Below are 21053 nucleotides of genomic sequence, written 5' to 3' on the forward strand. Positions count from 1 at the left end.
GTGAAGTCACATAATCCGAACACCAGGACCCTTCTGCCGAGCGGGTCTTGATCGCCGGATCCGGCCGGATGGCCGGAACACCCCGCTTCGGCAATAGGCCTGAAACATTCCGCTTCAGCCGTCGGCGCACACCGTCGCAGCCCCTTGCGTTCATGAGAAGGCGGAGTAATCGTCATTACATGATTACGAAGGAACAGCGAGAGAAGCTGCGCGGCTGGTTCGCCGGCCGGCTGCCCGACGATCTCTTCGAGGCCCTGGTCGAGGTGGCCGTCGACCGCGAGGAAATCACCGTGATCGGCCGCGTCCCGGAACCGCGGCTCGCCGCGGACGCCTCGGCCACCGAGCGGGAGGCGGCACGTCAGGGCCGTGTCAAGGAGTTCCGGGAGCGCACCCGGGAGGACCGCATGGCCGTCGCGCGCGAGGCCGAGCACAGGTACCGCCGGAAGGTGTCCTGGGGCGTGGAGTGCGGCGGCGAGCGCGTCCTGTTCACGCATGTGGCCGCGCCCGTGATGACCCGGCTGCGCCAGCCCGAGCGACAGGTCCTGGACACCCTGATCGCCGGCGGGGTCGCCCGCAGCCGCAGCGACGCGCTCGCCTGGTGCGTCCGGCTGGTCCAGCGGCACACCGACGACTGGCTCGGCGAACTGCGAGAGTCCCTGGAACACGTCGAGCGGGTACGCGCGCAGGGCCCGGACGCCGACGAGGTGGTCGATTCCTCCACTGAGGACGCCGAAGATGGATAGAACGTCCACTGGCCGGGGTGCCGTCGCGGACCGTACCGTCGGCACACCCAGCAGGACGGCAGCCGCGTACGCCGCACACCCCGTGGCGGACCCGGCCCGTCCTCCGCCACCGCGCCACCCCGCGCTCCACCGCCGCCTCCCGCTGGAGCCCCCTTGTCCCCGCAGCCCGACACCGCCAGGCAGTCCCTCACCGAGGTCGAGACCCACGGGGTGGACCGCATCCCCGACGCGGACCGCACCGCGAGCCCGCTGGACCTGTTCCGGCTGGCCTTCGGCGGCGCCAACACCTTCTCCACCTGTGTCCTCGGCGCCTTCCCGATCCTGTTCGGGCTCTCCTTCTGGCAGGGCCTGGCCGCCACCCTCCTCGGGGTGCTGGTCGGCGCGCTGATCCTGTGCCCGATGGCGGTGTTCGGCCCGGTCAACGGCACCAACAACGCCGTCTCCTCCTCCGCGCACCTCGGCGTGCACGGCCGGGTGGTCGGCTCCTTCCTCTCCCTGCTGACGGCCATCGCGTTCTTCTCCATCTCGGTGTGGAGCTCCGGCGACGCCCTGGTCGGCGGCGCGCACCGGCTGTTCGGCCTCAGCCGCAGCGATCTGACGTACGGCGTCGCGTACGCGCTGTTCGCCGGCCTGGTCCTGGCCGTCTGCGTGTACGGCTTCCGGTTCATGCTGTTCGTCAACAAGGTCGCGGTGGCCTCGGCGACCGCGCTCTTCCTGCTCGGCGCGATCGCCTTCGCCGGCGACTTCGACGCGTCGTACGCGGGTGTCTTCACGGATACGGCGGACGCGGCGACGCAGGACCTGTTCTGGCCCTCCTTCATCGGCGCGGCGCTCATCGTGCTGTCGAACCCGGTGTCGTTCGGCGCGTTCCTCGGCGACTGGTCGCGCTACATCCCGGCGAACACCCCGCGCCGCCGGGTGATGGGCGCCGCGTTCCTGTCCCAGATCGCGACGCTGGTGCCGTTCCTCTTCGGCCTGTCGACGGCGAGCATCATCGCGGCGAAGGCCCCGGACTACGTCGACCCCGCCGCCCCCGACTTCGTGGGCGGACTGCTCGCGATCTCGCCGGGCTGGTACTTCCTGCCGGTGTGCCTGCTGGCCCTGATCGGCGGCATGTCGACGGGCACGACGGCGCTCTACGGCACCGGCCTGGACTTCTCCTCGGTGTTCCCGCGTCTTTCGCGGGTGCAGGCCACGGTGCTGGTCGGTGTGCTGTCGATCGGGTTCATCTTCATCGGACGCTTCGGGCTCGACCTCGTGCAGTCCATCTCGACCTTCGCCACGATGATCATCACCTGCACCACACCGTGGATGGTCGTGATGATGCTGGGCTTCTGGACCCGCCGCGGCTGGTACGACCCCGACGCCCTCCAGGTCTTCAACCGCCGTCAGCGCGGCGGCCGTTACTGGTTCACACACGGCTGGAACTGGCGGGGCATGACCGCGTGGTGGGTCTCCGCGGTGCTCGGCGTCCTCTTCACCAACATCCCCGGCCAGTTCGTCGGCCCCCTGGGCGACCTCGCGAACGGCGTCGACATCAGCCTGCCGCTGTCCCTGGTCGTGGCCGCGGTGCTGTTCCTGACCCTGCTGCGGGTCTTCCCCGAACCACGGGCGGTCTACGGCCCGGAGGGCGCCCGGCTGGCCCGCACCGTCGAGGTGCCGGTGCCGCCGATCACCGGGCCGGGGGCGGTGTCGGTGCCGTCGACCACGTTGCGGGCATGACCAACTTCGTACTGGTGGCGGGCGCGAGGCTCGGAGCGTCGGCGTGGGACGAGGTCGCGGCGGAGCTGCGCGCGGCCGGACACGATCCCCATCCGCTGACGCTGTCGGGCCTCGCGGAGAAGCGGGGCGTCCCGGCCGGACAGCAGACCCATGTGCGGGACATCGTCGACGAGGTGGAGCGGCTGGATCTGCGCGACGTGGTGCTGGTCGGGCACAGCTACTCGGGCATACCCGTGGGGCAGGCGGCCCAGCGGATCGGCGACCGGCTCGCCCGGGTGGTGCTCGTGGACTCCAGCGTGCCCGTCGACGGGGAGTCGTTCCTCGGGGGCTGGCCCAGCGACCACGTGCGCGAGCAGATCGAGGAGCACGACGGCTTCTGGCCGCCGGCGGGTCCGGAGCACTACTCGGGCCAGGGTCTGACGGACGACCAGATCGCCCGGATCATCGACCGCAGCTCCCCGCACCCGGGCACGACACTCACCGAACCGGCCGTCCTCACCGGTCCCTTGAGCACGCTCCCGGCGACCTACATCAAGTGCCTCCTCGACGACGAGGAACCCATGCCGGTGGTGGCCGAACTCCTCAAGAACGCCTCGTGGAGCCTGGTCACGATGAACACCGGCCACTGGCCGATGTTCTCCCAACCTCGCGAACTGGCGACGATCCTGGGGGCCACGACGGGCTGACCCGTCTCGGGCCGCGGGTCTGGTCAGGTGGTGTCGCCGGCTGCCCCACCCCGCATACCCACCGGTATGGTCGGCCCCGGCGCACGCTCGACGACGAGAGGCGGGACGGTCCGATGCCGAAGCACTGGGCGGACTTCCAGTACGAGATCTACCTGAACGGCATGTCCGGTGCGGTGCCCCGGCTCCCCACCGACCTGACCCGGCTGGAGGAGCTGACCGAGCAGCGGCTCGGGCCCGGTCCCGTGGGTTATGTGGCGGGCAGTGCCGGTGACGGCAGTACGGCGCGGGCGAACCGGGCGGCCCTGGAGCGGCGTCGGATCGTGCCGCGCATGCTGCGGGACGTCCATGAACGCGATCTGTCCGTCGAGGTGTTGGGGCGCGCCCTGCCGGCCCCGCTGGCGCTGGCGCCGGTAGGGGTGCTGTCGATCATGCATCCGGACGCGGAGCCGGCCGCCGCCCGGGCCGCGGCGGCGCAGGGCGTGCCGTACATCCTGTCGTCCGCGTCGAGCACCCCGATGGAGCAGGTCGCGGAGACGATGGGGGACGCCGAGCGCTGGTTCCAGCTGTATTGGCCGAAGGACCCGGAGGTCGCGCTCAGCTTCCTGAACCGGGCGAAGGCGGCCGGGTTCACGGCTCTGGTCGTCACCCTGGACACCCCGTTGCTGTCCTGGCGGCCACGCGATCTCGACCAGGCGTATCTGCCGTTCCTGCACGGCGTGGGCACCGCCAACTACTTCTCCGACCCGGCGTTCACGGCGGGCCTCGCCAAGCCGGTGCACGAGGACCCGAACGCGGCCGTGCTGCACTTCGTCGGCATGTTCGCGGACCCCGGCAAGACCTGGCCCGACCTCGCGCTGCTGCGGGAGAACTGGGACGGGCCGATCGTCCTGAAGGGCGTCCTGCACCCGGACGACGCCCGGCTGGCGGCCGACGCCGGGATGGACGGGGTCGTGGTGTCCAACCACGGTGGCCGGCAGGTGGCCGGTTCCGTCGCGGCGGCCGACGCGCTGCCCCGCGTGGTGGAGGCGGTCGGCGACCGGCTGACCGTGCTCTTCGACAGCGGTGTCCGCACCGGCGACGACGTCTTCAAGGCCCTCGCGCTCGGCGCCCGCGCGGTGCTCCTGGGGCGGCCGTACGTCTACGGCCTCGGCCTCGACGGACAGGCGGGCGTGGAACACGTGATCCGCTGTCTGCTGGCGGAGCTGGATCTCACCCTGGCCCTCTCGGGCCACGCGGGCCCGGCCACGGTCGGCCCCGCCGACCTGGTGGAGGACCCCGTATGAGGACGGGCCCTCCCCAGGCCGGTGTCGGGGCCTAGGTCCGGTCCGTGAGGTCCGCGGGCCGGGCCTGCGGGGCCTCGCTGCCGGTGATCGACAGCGAACCGGGGCTGGCGCTGGAGGCCGGGTCGGTCAGCCAGCGCTGCTGGTCCGAGCCGTCCCGGACCTTGACGACGACGGCGGCGCCGGGGTCCTCGTTGGTGGTGGCGAGGGCGAGCTGCTCGTCCCAGCGGGGCAGCAACTCGCCCCGCACGGTGAGGTCGTAGCGCACGTCCTCGCCGCGCTTCGCCTTCTCGTCGGCGCAGTCGCCGAGGACGACCACCCCCGCGTCCGCGTGCGAGTCCAGGCACAGCTCCGGATTCGCCTCGCTGCGCAGCAGGCCGTCGGTCTCGTACGACCACTGCTGGGTCCGCTCGGCCGAGCAGGCGGCCAGTTCGATGGCGGCGCCCTTCTTGACCGTGCCCCCGATGTCGAGGCAGAGGTCGGCGGCCGCGTTGCGCAGCCGGGTCACGGCGGGCGCGTTGGGCAGCTGGGCGGTGCCCGGGGTGCCGGTGTCGGCGCCCGGGGCGGTGTCGGTGCCGGTGGCGCTGGTGGAGGCGGCCGGGTCGGCCCCGTCGTCGTGCGACCACAGGCCGGAGGCGAGCATCGCGGCGAGGAGCCCCGCGGAGGTGAGGCCCACTCCGGTGAGGACCGTCCGCGAGGAGCGCAGGCCGCCGCCGGTCCCGGGGGCACGGCGGCCGGGTGCCGGGATGCGGTCCAGGATGCGGCGGCGTCCGGCGCCGTGCCGGCCGGTGCCCCGGGTGCGCTCCTCCTGGGGCGTACGCCCGGCGCGCAGTTCGAGATAACGGCGGGCGCCCCAGCCGAGCACGGCCTCCGAGAGCAGTACTCCGAGTCCGCCCTCGAAATGGCTCAGCTGTTCCGCGGCGGAACGGCAGTAGCGGCACTCGGCGAGATGCTGCTGGACATCCGGGAGCAGGGTCCCGCCGCGCCGAATCGGAACGTCGAGGAGGCGGTTGTAGAAGCGGCAATCCTTGGTCGGCGCGAGTTCCCGATGGGCATGTACACATCCTTCCCGGAGTTTTTCACGCGCCTGTTCGAGCGCCGCCGACGCGGTGTCGGTATCCATGCCGAGGAGTGCGGCGGGCACGCCAATCGACTCGCCCTCCACCTCGGTGTGCCACAGAAGACAGCGGGCGAGTCCGGGAAGGGCCTGGAATGACCGCTCGGCGAGCTTGCGATTTTCGGGGGTCATGGTCTTCGCGGCACGCATACCGCGGCCGCCGTTCGGTTTCACCAGATCCGGCAGAACGCCGGTTATCCGGTCCTCGGCCGTCCACTCCCGGACCGTGTCGCGCACGGCCACGAGGGTTCTGGGGCGCAGCGCGAGAGCCGGTTCGCCGAGGGCGAGCCGGTCCAGGACCTGGTGGAAAGCCGCCGCGGCCACCATGGAGGCGGTGTCGGACGGGGAGGCGAGACAGATGACGGCGTATTCGTGGGCCGGCTTCCAGTGCCGCGCCATGAGCAGCGCGACGGCCTGGGCGGCATCGGCGTCGGGACGGCCTCTCAGCCGGGCGGCGAGATCCTCGTCGGATTCACCGGAGGTGCCGCCGGGCGGCGGGTAAGGCGGGAGTGGCGGGTGGGGGGTGGGCACGGAGCGGATTCCTTCCCATGGGCATGGGACGTACAGAAGTTCTCGTTGCCGAAAAGGAGTGCCGATCGGGCGCAACCTTTTCGGGCGCGCGCGGGAAGCACGAATTCGCCGACGTCTCTCCACCCCGGTTCCCCACGGGACGAATGCGACCCGGCCCTTGCCCCCCACACAGGTGGTTCACCCTTGCACAAGTCACTCACGGCCAACAAGGCACCTGAGCAACATCCACGCCAATTGAAAGATAGTCAGATCGCGTCGCAACTGTGTGCCCGCGCACCGGCTTTCGACATTCCATGCGCCCCGTGTGAAACCCGCGCACGCGCCGGAGCGCCACGCACGCTCCCCTCACCGGACGACCGGTGGTCCAGTGGAACCGGCCCCTCTCGGAGGCCCCGCGCGGAACGGCGGCTCTCCCGCGCGAAACCCCGGCCGCCGACCCCGTTCCTCCCGCCCTCGGTCGGCGGCCCCGGGGGCGGGGCGGTCGGCGTCCGGCCGGGGTGGCCCGCCCCGGCCCTCACCCGTACGGCAGCGGCTCTTCCCGCTACGGCACCACCGCCCCCACGCCCTCAGATCTGCCAGGAGCGCAGCCGGTCGGCGGCTCCGTACACGTCGGCCTTGCCGGAGATCAGATCGCGGGCGAGGTCCACGAGGGCGCCGTAGGGCGGGTCGATGCCCACGCCGCTGACGAACATGTAGGCCACGGCGGTGGCGCAGGCGAAGCGGGCGTTGGCAGCCGGTAAGGGCTTCAGCAGGGCGAGGGTGTGCAGCAGGGCGGCCGCACGCCAGGCGGGGTCGGAGTCGACGCCGAGGCGCGGCGGGTCGACGCGGTGCCGGGCGACGGCGGCGACGAGGGCCGAGAAGTCGTTGACCGTGGGCTGGTCGGGCAGGACCTCTTCGTGCCGCTGGAGGAGCCAGGGCACGTCGATGTGGACGACGGAAGCCATCGGTCAGGCGACCCGCCCCGCGCCGTGGCCGGCCGGTTCGTCCTCGGGGAAGGCGGCCGCGAACTCGTCGGCGTGGGCGGAGAAGAACCGCCGGAACGCCTCGGCGCCCTCCTGAAGGGCCCGGTGCCGGGCGATGTCGGCCGCGGCGGCCTCCCGCACGAGGGCCTTCATCGACGTACCGCGCTCCTTGGCGATCTGCCGCAGGTCCTCTAGTTCACGATCGCTGAACTCCACATTGAGAGCTGGCATGCCTTCACGGTACCGCGCGGGTACTTACCCGTAAATACTCCCAGGTCACAACCAGTCCTCTGCGGTACCGCGAGGCCGGAAGCACGGTGTCCGATTCCCGCCGGACGCGCTTCGCCCGGCGTCACAGACTGAAGCCAGGAGGCAGACCACGAAGCGGAGGACAACGTCATGACCGTCACCCCCGACCTGGCCGCCCGCCGGGTCGCCGAGACCGACTGGACCGCGCTCGCGGCCGAGCTGGACGTGCACGGCTGCGCGCCGACGGCCCCGCTGCTGACGCCCGCCGAGTGCCGGGACCTGGCGGCGCTGTACGAGAAGCCGGAGCTGTTCCGCACCACCGTGGACATGGCACGGCACCGCTTCGGCTCGGGCGAGTACCGCTACTTCACCCACGACCTGCCCGCCCCGGTCGCCGCCCTGCGCGCCGCGCTCTACCCGCGTCTGCTGTCCGTCGCCCGCGACTGGGCGGTCCGCCTGGACCGCCCGGCGCCCTGGCCGGACTCCCTGGAGGAGTGGCTGGAGCGCTGTCACGCGGCCGGGCAGGGCCGCTCGGCGCAGATCCTGCTGCGCTACACGGCGGGCGACTGGAACGCCCTGCACCGGGACGTCTTCGGCGACCTGGTCTTCCCGCTCCAGGTCGTGGTCGGACTCGACGTGCACGGCACGGACTACACGGGCGGCGAGTTCCTGATGGTCGAACAGCGGCCCCGAGCCCAGTCCCGGGGCACGGCGACCGTGCTGCCCCAGGGCCACGGCGTGGTCTTCACGACCCGCGACCGGCCGGTGCGGAGCAGGCGGGGCTGGTCGGCCGGGGCGATGCGGCACGGGGTGAGCGTGGTCCGCTCGGGCGACCGGCGCGCGCTGGGGATCGTGTTCCACGACGCGACCTGACCTCCGTGAGGCGTGGGTCACATTCCCGCCGTCGGATGTCACATTCCGGTACCCCTACGGCCTCGCAGTAGTGAGCGCGCCACTGGGAGGCCACAAGAGATGTCCGAGATCCCCGTTCCCGACACCGAGGACGCCACCGGTGTCTTCGTCGAGCACCGCGAGCTGCTGTTCGGCGTCGTCTACAACATCCTGGGCGGCGTCGCCGACACCGAGGACGTGCTCCAGGAGACCTGGCTGTCGTGGTCGCGCCGGGGCCCCGACGGGATCGACAACCCCCGTGCCTATCTGGTCCGGATCGCCGTCAACCACGCCCTCCAGCGGCGGGCCGTCGTCAACCGCCGCAGGGAGACCTACGTCGGCCCCTGGCTCCCCGAGCCCCTGATCACCGACGAGGAGAGCGCCGGCGACCCGGCGCTGCGGACCGAGTCGGTGTCGCTGGCGATGCTGGTGGTCCTGGAGTCGCTGTCCCCACTGGAGCGCGCGGTGTTCGTGCTGCACGAGGTGTTCGGCTACGCCCACACCGAGATCGCCGAGATCATCGACCGCAAGCCCGCCGCCGTACGGCAGCTGGCGCACCGGGCGCGGGCCCATGTGCACGCCCGGCGACCGCTGTACGAGGCGCATCCCCGGGTGCGCAGGGAGGCGACCGAGCGGTTCGTACGGGCCGCGCTCGGCGGGGACATCGCGCAGCTGATGGAGATCCTCGCGCCGGATGTCACGGTGTGGACGGACGGCGGCGGCTCGCGCAGGCAGGCCCTGCGTCCGGTGCACGGCCGCGACAAGGCCGCCCGGCTGCTCAGCGGGTACGCGCGGCGGGGCGGGACGGGGCACCTGGAGCTGCGCTACCGGCGCGTCAACGGCGACGACGCGGCCGTGCTGTTCGAGCACGACTCGCCGTACGCGGTGATCGTCCTGGACCTCACCCCGGAGGGCGACCAGGTCTCCAACCTCTTCGTCGTCACCAATCCCGACAAGCTCACGCACGTCCTGAAGGAGGAGGCGTGACGGCCTCGGAGCGCCGGTCGGAACCGGCGAGGGGCGAGCGGCTGTCCGGCTGGCTCGACGGCCGCCTCGGCACCCGCACCCTCGGCGCGAAGTACCTGCGCAAGGTCTTCCCGGACCACTGGTCCTTCCTGCTCGGCGAGATCTGCCTGTACAGCTTCGTGGTGCTGATCCTGACCGGCGTGTGGCTGACGCTGTTCTTCCATCCGTCGATGAACGAGGTGACGTACCACGGCAGTTACACGCCCCTGAACGGCGTACGCATGTCGGAGGCGTACGCCTCGACGCTGAACATCAGCTTCGACGTGCGCGGCGGACTGCTGATCCGCCAGCTGCACCACTGGTCGGCGCTGATCTTCGTCGCCGCGATGCTCACGCACATGATGCGGCACTTCTTCACGGGCTCGTTCCGCAAGCCGCGCGAGGTCAACTGGCTGTTCGGCTGGGCCCTGTTGTTCCTGGGCCTGTTCGAGGGCCTCTTCGGCTACTCACTGCCGGACGACCTGCTGTCGGGCACGGGCATGAGGTTCGTCTACGGCGCCACCCTGTCGGTGCCGGTCGTCGGGACGTATCTGGCCATGTTCCTGTTCGGCGGCGAGTTCCCCGGCCATGACATCGTGGCCCGCTTCTACTCGCTGCACATCCTGGTGATCCCCGGCATCATGACCGCGCTCGTGGTGGCCCACCTGATCCTGGTCGTGTACCACAAGCACACCCAGTTCGCGGGCCCCGGGAAGACCGAACGCAATGTGGTCGGGACGCCGTTCTTCCCGGTGTACCTGGCGAAGGCGGGCGGCTTCTTCTTCCTGGTGTTCGGGGCGCTCACGCTCATCGCTGCCGTGGCGAGCATCAACCCGGTCTGGTCGTACGGCCCTTACCGCGCCGACCAGGTCTCCACGGGCGCCCAGCCGGACTGGTACCTGGGCTTCGCGGAGGGCCTGGTGCGCGTCATGCCGGGCTGGGAGATCACCCTGTGGGGGCACACGCTGATCCTCGGTGTGCTGATCCCGGTCGTGATCTTCCCGCTCCTGCTGGTCTTCATCGGCGTCTACCCGTTCCTGGAGGCCCGGTTCACCAAGGACAGGCGGGAGCACCACCTCCTGGACCTCCCCCGCAACCGCCCGGTCCGCACGGCGATCGGCGCCTCCTGGATCAGCCTGTATCTGATCCTGCTGGCGGGCGGCGGCAACGACATCGTGGCGACCCGGCTGCACCTGTCGGTCAACACGATCACGTGGGCGGTGCGGATCGGGATGGTCGTCGTCCCGGTGGTCGTCTTCGTCGTGACCCGGCGAATCTGTCTGGGCCTACAACTCCGGGACCGTGACCTGGTGTTGCACGGCCGGGAGACCGGGGTGATCAAGCGGCTGCCGCACGGTGAGTACGTCGAGGTGCACCAGCCGCTCGACCGGGCCCGGCTCCACACGCTCACCGCGCACGAACGGCCCGGTGAGCCGGTGGAGCACGAGCACGAGAAGGTCAGCCTTGATCCGCCACGAAGGACGCCATCCGGGTCAGGGCCGAGTTCCAGTTGATGGTGTGCTCGTTCGTCGACCAGGACTGGATGTCGTCGATGTAGCAGAACTGGCCTGTGCAACCCTGGAGTTTGCTCTGCGCGTAGGGGTCCTGGATGGATGAGTTCGGCCCGCCGGCGAGGGTGCCCCTCGGTGGGTTCGGCAGGTTCGGGTCGAGCTCGTGGGCGTACCAACGGCTGTGCTGGTTGTGGGAGTTCACCTCGCCGTAGCCCGTCACGTACGACATGTTGAGCGCGTTGCGGCCGAAGAGGTAGTCGACGCTCTGGAGGGCGCCGTCACGGTACTTGGAGCCGCCCGTGATGTCGTACGCGGTGGCGATGACGATGCCGTTGTGCAGGATCTGGTGGTTGGACCCCCAGTCGTACAGGTTCTCCGGCGGGGCGTACGGCATCCCGTAGGGCTGTGCCTTCAGGGTCGCCAGGTAGGTGTCGGCGCCCTTGACGACGGACCGGCGCACCTTGTCCCGGCCGGGCAGCCTGCTCGGTACGGTCGCGAGGTCCAGGCGGGCCGCCGCCGCTGTGCGGGCCCAGTCGTAGCCGAGGGGGCCGAAGATGTCGGCGGTGTGCACGGGCGAGGCGAGCACGTGGTCCGCGAAGGGCTTCTCCCCCGTGGTGAGGTACAGCTCGGCCGCCGCCCAGTAGAACTCGTCGCTCACGTCGGAGTCCGGGTAGGCGCCGCCGCCGATGCCGTCGTCCGGGTCGGCGTAGATCGCGGGGTGGGCGAGAGCGGCTGCCCAGGCTTTGCGTGCGGCTGCCAGGGCCTTGGCCGCGAACGCCTTGTCGTAGGGCTTGAACAGACGGGCCGCCTGCGCCGCCGTGGCCGCCAGGTTCAGGGTCGCGGCGGTGTTCGCCGGGTGCAGTTCGCGTTTCTGCGGGTCCGCGCTCGGCAGCAGCGGCAGGCCGGTCCACTGCTCGTCGTGGATCTTGTGGTGCGCCATCCCGGCGAGCGGCTGCCCGTCCGGCACCTGCATCTTGAGCAGGAACTCCAGCTCCCAGCGGGCCTCGTCGAGGATGTCCGGCACCTTGTTGCCGCTCTCGGGGATGGCGAGGGTGCCGTCGCCGAGCTTCCCGGGCTCCCCGGTGCGGGCCAGCAGTTCGCGTTCGTAGGTGCTCAGCAGCTCCCAGGTGGAGATGCCGCCGTTGACGACGTACTTGCCGTGGTCGCCGGCGTCGTACCAGCCGCCGGTGACGTCGAGGGTGTAGTCGCAGACGCCGGGCTGGCAGGGCACGTGGGAGTCGCCCTGGTTGGGGGCCACGTTCACGTGCCCGGCGGCGCGGCCGTAGCCGGGGCGCAGGTCGTCGCGGATCGCGATGCCGCTGCGCTGGGTGTAGTAGTACTTCGCCGCGTCCGTGCGGAGCCGCTCGTAGGCGCTCGTGCCGATGTCGAAGGGCCTGCTGGTCTCGCCGTCGGCGACCAGGGTGAAGCCCTCACCGCGCTTCTTGTAGGCGCCGAAGTCGATCGAGTGGACGTTCTGCCCGGAGGAGGCGTCGATGCCGCGCGGGACGCTCCAGCCGTGCGCGACCGTGGCTCCTGAGGCGCTCTTGAGCTGCCAGGGCAGTTTCGCGGTGGCGTCGGTGACCAGGGTGGCGTTCTTCGGCCCGGCGGGCAGATAGGCGACCTGGTTGACGCGCACGCGCGGTCCGGTGTCGGGCTCGTACACCTCGGGCGGGACCCCGCCCAGCAGGGACACGTCGTCCATGCAGAAGCGGAACGGGTCGGCGCTGCCGCCGAGTTGGAAGCCGACCTGGCCCTGCGCGGTGTCGACAGGTGAGGTGAACGTGTAGGAGTAGGAGTTCCCCGAGACGCTGAGTTGCGGGCTCACCTCGAACCAGGTGTCGTAGGGCGCCACTTGCAGCCCCACGATCGCCCGCAGCACATGCCCGTCGGGCGAACCGTTCGCGGTGAAGGAGAACTTGTACGACTCCCCCTTGACCAGGGTGACGTCGTTCTGGCCGACGGCGGCGTCCCAGCGGTTGGCGGTGCCGCCCGGGATGTCCGCGCAGAGCCGTCCGTCGGACAGGCCCGCGGTGACGTTGCTCGTCGTCCACCAGGGCTCGGTGGTGGTGTCGAAGCTGCCGTTCTTGAGCTGCTCGACCTCGTCGGCGGCGGCCGGGGAAGCGGGCGAGGCCACAAGTGCCGTTCCCAGCAAGGCCGTCAGGCACAACAAGGTGGTTCTGCGTCGTTTCACGTCTGGGCTCCTCCGGTGAGGTGCGGGTGACGCTCGCGATGGGAGCGCTCCCAGATGCGGACGCAGCCATGCTTGTTGCAGGCATGACACCCCGTCAACGGTCCGGACGGGACGGAATCCCGTCCGGACCGTTCTCTCAGACGGCTGGGATCTCCAACTTGCTGATCCGTACGGCCCCCTTGGCTCCGTCCGGCGAAGCGCTGGTCAGCCTCAGCCGTACGCGCGAGCCCTGGGCGGCGGCGAAGGTGATCACCGTGGGCTCGTCCGAGGAGGTGGCCCACTCCACCGCGGCCCCCTCGACCGGCACATACCGCTCGCCGTCCCCCACCTCGACCCCGACGGCGGCGGGCAGACCGTGGACCGCGCTCAGGGTGAAGGAGGCCTCCACCCGGGCGAAGGTCCTGGTCCGGCCGAAGTCCACGGAGACCCAGTCCTCGGCCCGCGCCCCGCTGAACGCGGGCAGCAGCGCGGTGGCGGCCTTGCTGAAGGCGTTGGACCAGCCCGTGGCCGGGTCGCCGTCAAGCATCGCGGCGGGCAGGGTGTCCGGGCGGCCGGAGTAACTGGCGTCCGCATGCGGGAAGTTCGGCGGTGTGGGATGGTCCGGGGCGAAGGCCGCCGGTTCGGTGGCCGCCACCGACCGCGCCGCAGTGGTGCGCACCTTCACCACGCCCGTCCTCAGCCCGTCCGCACTCGCCGTGACCTTCAGGACGCCCGGTTCGGCGCCGGAGCGCACGATCGCGAGGGCCTTGCCGTGGAAGGCCGTCCGGGTACTGGCCTGATAGCGCTCGGCGCTCTCCTCACGGCCGTTGTCGAGCCCGGCGAGGGAACCGCCCTTGACCGCGAAGGAGATCAGGTGCTCGGCGTCCGGCACCACCACGCCCCTGGCGTCCACCACGTCGGCCGTGACGAAGACCAGTGAACGTCCGTCAGCGGCAAGGGACTTGCGGTCCGCGGTGAGTCGTACGGCATGGGGCTCTCCCGCCGTGCGCAGCACATCGGTCGCGACGGTCTTGCCGTTTCTGCGGGCCACCGCCTTCAACTCGCCCGGCGCGTACGGCACCTTCCACGTCAGATGCAGCTTGCCGGCGCTGCCGTTCGGGCTGGTGTAACTGCCGGGGTAGGGCCCGTCGGTGAAGGTCTTGTCGTCGCCGGTGGCCTCCGTGGTCTCCAGGTACGCCCGGCCGTCGGTGGTCCTCTTGGTGTCGAAGCTCCGGACGCCGAGGGACTTGCCGTTCAGGAACAGCTCCACGGTGGGGACGTTGGCGTACGCCCACACCTCGACGGTGTCGCCCTTCTCGTGGTTCCAGGTCATCGGAAGCAGATGGACCATCGGTTCGTCGACCCACTGGCTGCGGAAGAGGTGGTACATGTCCTTCGGGAAGCCCGCGGTGTCGACCGCGCCGAAGAAGGACGCCTTCACCGGGAAGACGTCGTACGGCGTGGGCTCCCCGATGTAGTCGATGCCGGACCAGAGGAACTGCCCGGTGAACCACTTCCGGTCCCGGTCCTTCTTGTGGCCGTACTCTCCGCTCATGGTCCAGGAGGCGAGGTTGTTGTCGTACGACGAGACCTCCCGTCCGCCGGGGGTGTGGTTCTCACCGGTGTTGAGGTGCTCGGGTTCCTGGTAGGAGCCGCGTGTCGAGGTCTCGGAGGAGGACTCGGACTCGAAGAGGAAGAGGTGCGGGTAGCGGGCGTGCAGGGCGTCGACCGACTTGGCGGTGTTGTAGTTGAGGCCCAGGCCGTCGAGCTTGGCGAGGATCAGGTCGGCCGGGGTGCCCGGGGCCGGCACGCTGCGGTGGCGGTGCGAGCCGATGACGACGGGGCGGGTGTCGTCGTACGCCTTGATCCCGGCGATGAGGCGGTCCGCGATGGTCAGCCCGGACGTCGAGGTGAACTCGGAGATCTCGTTACCGATGGACCACATGAGGACGGCGGGCGAGTTGCGGGCCGCGAGGACCATCTCGGCGATGTCCCGGTCGGACCACTCGTCGAAGAACCGGCCGTAGTCGTAGCGGGTCTTGGGGCTCCTCCAGCAGTCGAAGGCCTCCACCAGCATCACGATGCCCAGTTCCTCGCAGACCCTGATCATCTCCGGGGAGGGCGGGTTGTGGGAGGTGCGGAAGGCGTTGACGCCCATCGACTTCATGAGGGTCATCTGCCGGCGGATCGCGTCGGTGTGCACGGCGGCGCCGAGGGCGCCCAGGTCGTGGTGGAGGTCGACGCCCTTGAGCTTGTGGTGGGTGCCGTTGAGGTGGAAGCCCTCGTCGGGGTCGAAGCGGAAGGTGCGGAAGCCGAAGGGGGTGCGGTAGGTGTCGGTGACCGCGCCGCCGACCCGCAGTTCGGTCAGGACGGTGTAGCGGTTGCCGGGCGTCGCGATGTCCCACAGCTTCGGGGCGCGGACCGTGAGTTCCTGGGTCGCGGTGACCCTGTCGGTGACGGCGACGCCGGCGGACGTACGGGCCACGGTGCGGCCGCGCGGGTCGAGGACCCGGGTGACGACCTCGACGTCGGTGCCGTTCGGGGAGACGTCGACCACCGAGGTCGTCACGCGGACTACGCCCCGCTCCCCGGTGATCTCCGGGGTCGTGACGCGGGTGCCCCAGCGCTCCACGTGCACCGGCTCGGTGATGACCAGGCGGGCCTCGCGGTAGATGCCGCTGCCCGAGTACCAGCGGCTGCTGGGCAGCCGGTTCTGCACCTTGACCGCGAGCACGTTCTCGGTGGTGCCGTCGGTGTGCACCAGGTCGGTGAGGTCGAGGGCGAAGCCGGTGTAGCCGTAGGGGTGACGGCCGACCTCGGTGCCGTTGCAGTGCACGGCGGAGTCCATGTAGACGCCGTCGAACTCCACCGAGATCCGCTTGCCGGCGAGGGCGGGCGGCAGGGTGAAGGCGAGGCGGTACCAGCCGAGCCCGCCGGGGAAGAAGCCGGTGCCGCTGGTGGTGCCGTTCTCGGTGGTGGGGGCGAGCTCGATGCTCCAGTCGTGCGGCACCGCGATCTCGCGCCAGTCCGAGTCGTCGTACCCTGGGGCGGCGGCATCCGCGTACGCCCCCGTCGGGTCGGTGATGCCGCCCGGGTTGACCAGCGCGAAGCGCCAGCCGTCGCGGAGAGCGACGGTACGGCGGCCTGAGGCGTTCCCGGTGGCTCCGGCGGCGTCGGCGGCCCGGGCCGCCGGGACGGCCACCGGGGTGGCCAGTAGCGCCCCCGCGGCGGGCGCCGCCGTGGAAGCGAGCAAAACCGATCTGCGAGTGACCGACACGCGGCTCTCCCTCATCAGGGCCCAGAAGTACTCACAACTGATCGTGAACAAACACAATCTGACGGTGAGCCACTTGGGGCCGTCAAGGGTGCGGTGAGCTGCTTCTGCCCCCTGCGCCACATCGGCCGGATTTCCCTCTTGACGCGGCCCGGGCGGCGGCCGGCCGTGCGCGGGGGTTCGCCGTTCGTGTCCGCGCGCGACGCACTAGGCTGGAACCCAAGTGACCTGTTTGTTCACTGTGAGTGTGCGCAATGGAGTGGCGACGATGACCCTCGTGTACCCGTTCGACGACGCCGCGACGGCACGGGCCGTCGTCGGCCAGGACGGCACGCTGGTCGCGTGGAACGCCGGGGCACAGCGGCTGCTGGGCTGGTCGCCCGCCGAGGTCGTGGGCCGCCCGGCGGCGAACCTCCTGGTCAGCGGGGGCGCGGAGGTGCCCGAGGGGCCCATGGGAGGCCGCTGGGACGGCGTCCTCACGCTCTGCCACCGGGACGGCACTGCCGTGTCGGTGTGGCTGCTCGCCCACCACCAGGACTCCTCGGACGGCGGCCCGGACCACTGGCTCGTGGTCACCCCGCTGGACCGCGGCGGCCCCCGCTCCCCCGACGACCCGCTGGGCACGGCCGTGCTCGCCCAGTCGCCCTGCGCGGTCGCCGTGTACGACGACCGGCTGCGGCTGCGCCGGGTCAACGACGCCATGGCCGACGTGATCGGGCTGCCCGAGGAGCGCATCCAGGGCCTCAGGCTGTCCGAGATCGGCGGCAAGGCGGCGAGCGAGGAGCTGGAGGAGCACGTGCTCCAGGTGCTCGACACCGGCCGGGCCAAGGACGTGCAGACGTACATGCGGACCGGCGGCGAGGAGAACGCGCACGCGTGGCTCGCCCGGCTGGCCCCGATCACCGATCCCGCGGGCCGGGTGCGGGGCGTGTGTCTGGCCGCCCACGACTTCACCGACCACTTCCTGGCCCGCGAGCGGCTCCAGCTGGTCAACGAGGCGAGCGTGCGCATCGGCACCACCCTCGACGTCACCCGGACGGCCCAGGAGCTGGCGGACGTCTGCATCCCGGCCCTCGCCGATTTCGTCAGCGTCGATCTGCTGGACCCGCTGGAGCACGGCGAGCCCCCGGCGGCGCTCGCCGCCCCCGTCGAGCTGCGCCGCGCCGCCCATCAGTCGGTGGACCCCGGCAACCCGCTGGCGGTGGTCAAGCCGGGGCACACCGAGGTCTACCCCGCCACCTCGCCCCAGGCCGACTCGCTGGTCGCGGGCCGCACCATCGTCGCCACGGTCGCCTCCGGGCGCCTCGACCAGTGGCTGCACTGGAACAAGGAGCGCGGCGAGCGGGTCAGGGAGTACGGCATCCACTCCACGATGTCGGTGCCGATCCAGGCCCGCGGCCAGACCCTCGGGGTCGCGGTCCTCACCCGGTTCCGGCGCCCCGACCCCTTCACCCCGGACGACGTGCTGCTCGCCGAGGAGATCACCGCGCGGGCCGGGGTCTGCATCGACAACGCCCGCAGGTTCTCCCGCGAGCGCGAGACCGCCCTCGCCCTCCAGCGCAGCCTGCTGCCCCGCTCGCTGCCGCGCACGGCCGCCGTGGAGGCCGCCTCGCGCTATCTGCCGGCCGCGCGGGCCGGGGTGGGCGGCGACTGGTTCGACGTGATCCCGCTGTCGGGGATGCGGGTCGCGATGGTCGTCGGGGACGTGGTGGGGCACGGCATCCAGGCCTCGGCGACGATGGGCCGGCTGCGCACCGCCGTCCGCACCCTCGCCGACATCGACCTGGCCCCGGACGAACTGCTCACCCACCTCGACGACCTCGTCGTACGGCTGTCCGCGGAGGCCGGCGGCGAGGGCAGCCCCGGTGAGGTCGGGGCGACCTGTCTGTACGCGGTCTACGACCCGGTGTCCCGGCGCTGCACACTGGCCCGGGCCGGGCATCCGGCGCCCGTGATGCTGACCCCGCGCGGGGTGGCGCACGAGGTGGAGCTGCCGGCCGGGCCGCCGCTGGGGCTCGGAGGCCTGCCGTTCGAGTCCGCCGAGCTGGATCTGCCCGAGGGCACCGTGCTGGCCCTGTTCACGGACGGTCTCATCGAGTCCCGGGAGCGGGACGTGGACGCCGGTCACAGCCTGCTGCGCGAGGCGCTCGCCGTGCCGGCCGACTCCCTGGACGAGAGCTGCGACCGGGTCCTGCACGCGCTGCTGCCGTCGGGCGGGGCCGCGGACGACGTGGCGCTGCTGCTCGCCCGCACCTTGGGACTGCCCGCCTCGCAGGTGGCGACCTGGGACATCCCGGCCGATCCGGCGCTGGTGGCGCCGGTCCGCAAGCAGGTCGTCCAGCAGCTGGGCCGCTGGGACCTGAGTGAGGCGTCGTTCACGGCGGAGCTGGTGGTGAGCGAGCTGGTGACGAACGCGATCCGCTACGGCGCCCGTCCGATACGGCTCCGGCTCATCCATGACGCGACCACGCTGATCTGCGAGGTCTCCGACACCAACCACACCGCCCCGCATCTGCGCCGCGCCAAGACCTGGGACGAGGGCGGCCGGGGGCTGCTCCTGGTCGCCCAGCTCACCCAGCGCTGGGGCAGCCGGCACACCGGCGACGGCAAGACGATCTGGGCGGAGATCGGGCTCCTCGACGAGGAGTGAGCCCCAGCGCGTCAAGGAGGTCGAGACGGGACCCGGCGGCCACGCTGCCCGAGGGTGTGCCGCAGAACGGGTCCTGGCTTCCGTGCTTCCGTACCTGGCTGGGATCGAGCGAACTTTTCCGGGCCGCTCCGCATCGGACCTCCATGACGGGGCACAAGGCCCCGTACGCGCGCGTGCGTGGAATCTCCGGGAGTGTGGAGACATGACGAACAGGTCCCCAGTGTTTCGGCGGGCAGCCCTGCTCGCGGGCTCGGTCGCGTTGGCCGGTCTGCTGGCCGGCTGCGGAAACGGCGACGACACGGCGAGCGCGCCGAACACCGAGTCCGGTACGGCGACGCCCGCGACCGGCAGCACCACCCCCTCCGCGACCGCCACGGACGGCGACGGCGGCACGAGCGCGCCGAGCGGCGTCCCCACCGACGCGGTCAGCAACTCCCTCACCCCGTCCGCGACACCGCCCCCGGCCTCCGGGACCCGCTGCCGCACCTCGGAGCTGAGCGCCTCCGTGGGACGCAACGACCCGGGCGCCGGGCAGGAGAACTTCCCGGTCGTCCTGACCAACAAGTCCCGCCGCACATGCACCCTGTACGGCTATCCGGGCACCGCTTTCGTCGACGCGTCCGGCAAGCAGCTGGGCCCCGACCCGAAGCGGTCCTCGGCCGATCCGGAGACGGTCAGGCTGGCGCCGGGCCGGAGCGCCTGGGCCGGGCTGTCCTTCGCGAACCCCGAGGTCAGCGGGGCGGGCACGGCCACCCCCGCCGCACTGCTCGTCACCCCGCCGGACGAGAAGGACCCGCTGAAGGTGACCTGGAAGGGCGGCGAGGTCCCGGTGTCCGGCACCGAGGCGTCGGTGCGGCTGATCCCCTTCAGCCCCGGCACCGGGGCCTGAGGGGGCGCGGTCGGGGGTAGACGCAGGGTTCTTACCCGCGCCTGATTTCATGTCCGGGCACGCTCTGCTCACGTCCCGAAGGAACGGTCCTGAACACCCCGCTCGCCGAAGCCCTGTCCGTCGCCCTGCTCGTCGCCGTACTCGTCTGGGCGGTCCTGCGTCCCTTCGGCCTGCCGGAGGCGGTGCTCGCCGTCCCGGCGGCGGGGCTCGTGGTGCTGACCGGGGCGATCTCCCCCGAGCACGCGTGGGCGGAGGCGGAGCGGCTCGGTCCTGTCGTCGGGTTCCTGGCAGCAGTGCTGGTGCTCGCCCACTTCTGTGACGTCGAGGGGCTCTTCCAGGCCTGCGGTGCCTGGCTGGCCCGGCGTTCGGCGGGCTCGCCCGGGCGCCTGCTGACCGGTGTGTTCGTGCTGGCCTCGGCGATCACGGCGGTGCTCAGTCTGGATGCCACCGTGGTGCTGCTGACGCCGGTGGTGCTGGTCACCGCGTCCCGGATGGGAGCCCGCGCCAAGCCGCACGTCTACGCGTGCGCCCATCTGTCGAACACGGCCTCGCTGCTGCTCCCGGTGTCCAACCTCACCAATCTGCTGGCCTTCGAGGCGAGCGGGCTGAGCTTCACCCGGTTCGCGCTGCTGATGGCCCTGCCGTGGGTGGCGGCGATCGCCGTCGAGTACGTGGTGTTCCGGCGTTTCTTCGAAGCCGACCTGTCCGTCGTCGACCACTCCCCCGAGTCGGCCGAGGAGCCCGAGCTGCCGCTGTTCGCTCTGGTCACCGTCGGCTGCACGCTGGCCGGGTTCGTGGTGGCCTCCGCGTTCGGCGTCGATCCCGCCTGGGTCGCCTGTGCGGGGGCGCTCGTGCTGGCGGGGCGGGCTCTGGTGCGGCGGCAGGCGACCCCGGTCTCGGTGGTGCGGGCGGCGGCACCGGCCTTCCTGGCGTTCGTGCTCGCCCTCGGTGTCGTGGTGCGCGCGGTGGTCGACAACGGGCTCGCCGACGCCCTGCGCCATGTGCTGCCGGACGGGACGGGACTGGTCGCGCTGCTGGGGATCGCCGCGCTGGCGGCCGTACTGGCGAACCTGATCAACAACCTGCCCGCGGTCCTGGTCCTGCTGCCGCTGACGGCCGCGGCCGGTCCCGGCGCGGTGCTGGCGGTGCTGCTCGGGGTGAACATCGGCCCGAACCTGACCTACGCCGGTTCGCTGGCCACGCTGCTGTGGCGGCGGATCCTGCACCGGGACGACCACGAGGTCGCCCTGGGCGAGTTCAGCCGGCTCGGTCTGCTGACCGTGCCGGCCGCGCTCGCCGCCGCCGTGGTGGCGCTGTGGGGGTCGTTGCAGCTGGTCGGGGCGTGAGACGGGGCCTCAAGGTCCCGAACCGGG

Annotated in this window: 15 protein-coding genes; 10 read left to right on the plus strand and 5 right to left on the minus strand. The window is 71.5% G+C overall.

Annotated elements, in window-relative coordinates:
- Nucleotides 1-179 precede the first annotated feature (179 nt).
- The 4 genes from G3I78_RS44980 (at nucleotide 180) to G3I78_RS44995 (ending at nucleotide 4434) form a co-directional block, all read left to right on the plus strand.
- On the plus strand, nucleotides 180-743 hold the full coding sequence (locus G3I78_RS44980) for a hypothetical protein (protein WP_164435976.1): 564 nt from the start codon (nucleotides 180-182) through the stop codon (nucleotides 741-743).
- Between the two features lie 153 nt (nucleotides 744-896).
- A complete protein-coding gene (locus tag G3I78_RS44985; protein WP_164435978.1) occupies nucleotides 897-2465 on the plus strand; it encodes a cytosine permease in 1569 nt (522 codons plus the stop codon).
- Nucleotides 2462-3151 (plus strand): alpha/beta hydrolase, encoded by a 690-nt coding sequence (locus G3I78_RS44990; protein ID WP_164435980.1) that lies wholly within the window; start codon nucleotides 2462-2464, stop codon nucleotides 3149-3151. The genes G3I78_RS44985 and G3I78_RS44990 overlap by 4 nt, the downstream gene beginning before the upstream one ends.
- A gap of 113 nt (nucleotides 3152-3264) precedes the next feature.
- A complete protein-coding gene (locus G3I78_RS44995; RefSeq protein WP_164435981.1) occupies nucleotides 3265-4434 on the plus strand; it encodes a lactate 2-monooxygenase in 1170 nt (389 codons plus the stop codon).
- A gap of 31 nt (nucleotides 4435-4465) precedes the next feature.
- Here the strand turns inward: G3I78_RS44995 and G3I78_RS45000 are convergent, their stop codons facing one another.
- The 3 genes from G3I78_RS45000 to G3I78_RS45010 form a co-directional block, all read right to left on the minus strand.
- Entirely contained in the window at nucleotides 4466-6079 is a 1614-nt protein-coding gene (locus tag G3I78_RS45000) for an RICIN domain-containing protein (protein ID WP_164435983.1), read from the minus strand.
- A gap of 566 nt (nucleotides 6080-6645) precedes the next feature.
- A complete protein-coding gene (locus G3I78_RS45005; protein WP_164435985.1) occupies nucleotides 6646-7023 on the minus strand; it encodes a toxin Doc in 378 nt (125 codons plus the stop codon).
- Nucleotides 7024-7026: 3 nt separating this feature from the next.
- Nucleotides 7027-7272 (minus strand): hypothetical protein, encoded by a 246-nt coding sequence (locus tag G3I78_RS45010; protein WP_164435987.1) that lies wholly within the window; start codon nucleotides 7270-7272, stop codon nucleotides 7027-7029.
- Nucleotides 7273-7440: 168 nt separating this feature from the next.
- On the opposite strand from G3I78_RS45010, the gene G3I78_RS45015 reads away from it, so the two are divergent.
- The 3 genes from G3I78_RS45015 (at nucleotide 7441) to G3I78_RS45025 (ending at nucleotide 10700) form a co-directional block, all read left to right on the plus strand.
- Complete coding sequence (locus tag G3I78_RS45015; protein ID WP_164435989.1) at nucleotides 7441-8163, plus strand: 2OG-Fe(II) oxygenase; 723 nt, start codon at nucleotides 7441-7443, stop codon at nucleotides 8161-8163.
- 99 nt (nucleotides 8164-8262) lie between these two features.
- Complete coding sequence (gene sigJ / locus G3I78_RS45020) at nucleotides 8263-9168, plus strand: RNA polymerase sigma factor SigJ (protein ID WP_164435990.1); 906 nt, start codon at nucleotides 8263-8265, stop codon at nucleotides 9166-9168.
- Nucleotides 9165-10700, plus strand: coding sequence for a cytochrome bc complex cytochrome b subunit (locus tag G3I78_RS45025; protein WP_164435992.1), 1536 nt, complete (start codon nucleotides 9165-9167; stop codon nucleotides 10698-10700). The genes sigJ and G3I78_RS45025 overlap by 4 nt, the downstream gene beginning before the upstream one ends.
- Here G3I78_RS45025 and G3I78_RS45030 read toward each other — a convergent pair.
- Both G3I78_RS45030 and G3I78_RS45035 read right to left on the minus strand, forming a co-directional pair.
- Entirely contained in the window at nucleotides 10645-12888 is a 2244-nt protein-coding gene (locus tag G3I78_RS45030) for a glycoside hydrolase family 9 protein (protein ID WP_164435994.1), read from the minus strand. The two genes, G3I78_RS45025 and G3I78_RS45030, sit on opposite strands and share 56 nt — an antisense overlap.
- 136 nt (nucleotides 12889-13024) lie before the next feature.
- Nucleotides 13025-16144 carry a glycoside hydrolase family 2 TIM barrel-domain containing protein gene (locus tag G3I78_RS45035; protein ID WP_164435996.1) on the minus strand — a complete coding sequence of 1040 codons (3120 nt, stop codon included), beginning with the start codon at nucleotides 16142-16144 and terminating at the stop codon, nucleotides 13025-13027.
- 265 nt (nucleotides 16145-16409) lie between these two features.
- Here G3I78_RS45035 and G3I78_RS45040 point away from each other — a divergent pair, with 265 nt between their 5' ends.
- From G3I78_RS45040 to G3I78_RS45050, 3 genes are all read left to right on the plus strand, one after another.
- Complete coding sequence (locus G3I78_RS45040; RefSeq protein ID WP_164435998.1) at nucleotides 16410-18791, plus strand: SpoIIE family protein phosphatase; 2382 nt, start codon at nucleotides 16410-16412, stop codon at nucleotides 18789-18791.
- A gap of 202 nt (nucleotides 18792-18993) precedes the next feature.
- Entirely contained in the window at nucleotides 18994-19680 is a 687-nt protein-coding gene (locus G3I78_RS45045; protein WP_164436000.1) for a DUF4232 domain-containing protein, read from the plus strand.
- 89 nt (nucleotides 19681-19769) lie between these two features.
- Complete coding sequence (locus G3I78_RS45050; RefSeq protein WP_203616416.1) at nucleotides 19770-21026, plus strand: SLC13 family permease; 1257 nt, start codon at nucleotides 19770-19772, stop codon at nucleotides 21024-21026.
- Nucleotides 21027-21053 lie beyond the last annotated feature (27 nt).

This window comes from Streptomyces sp. SID13726, assembly GCF_010548375.1.
Lineage (GTDB): Bacteria > Actinomycetota > Actinomycetes > Streptomycetales > Streptomycetaceae > Streptomyces.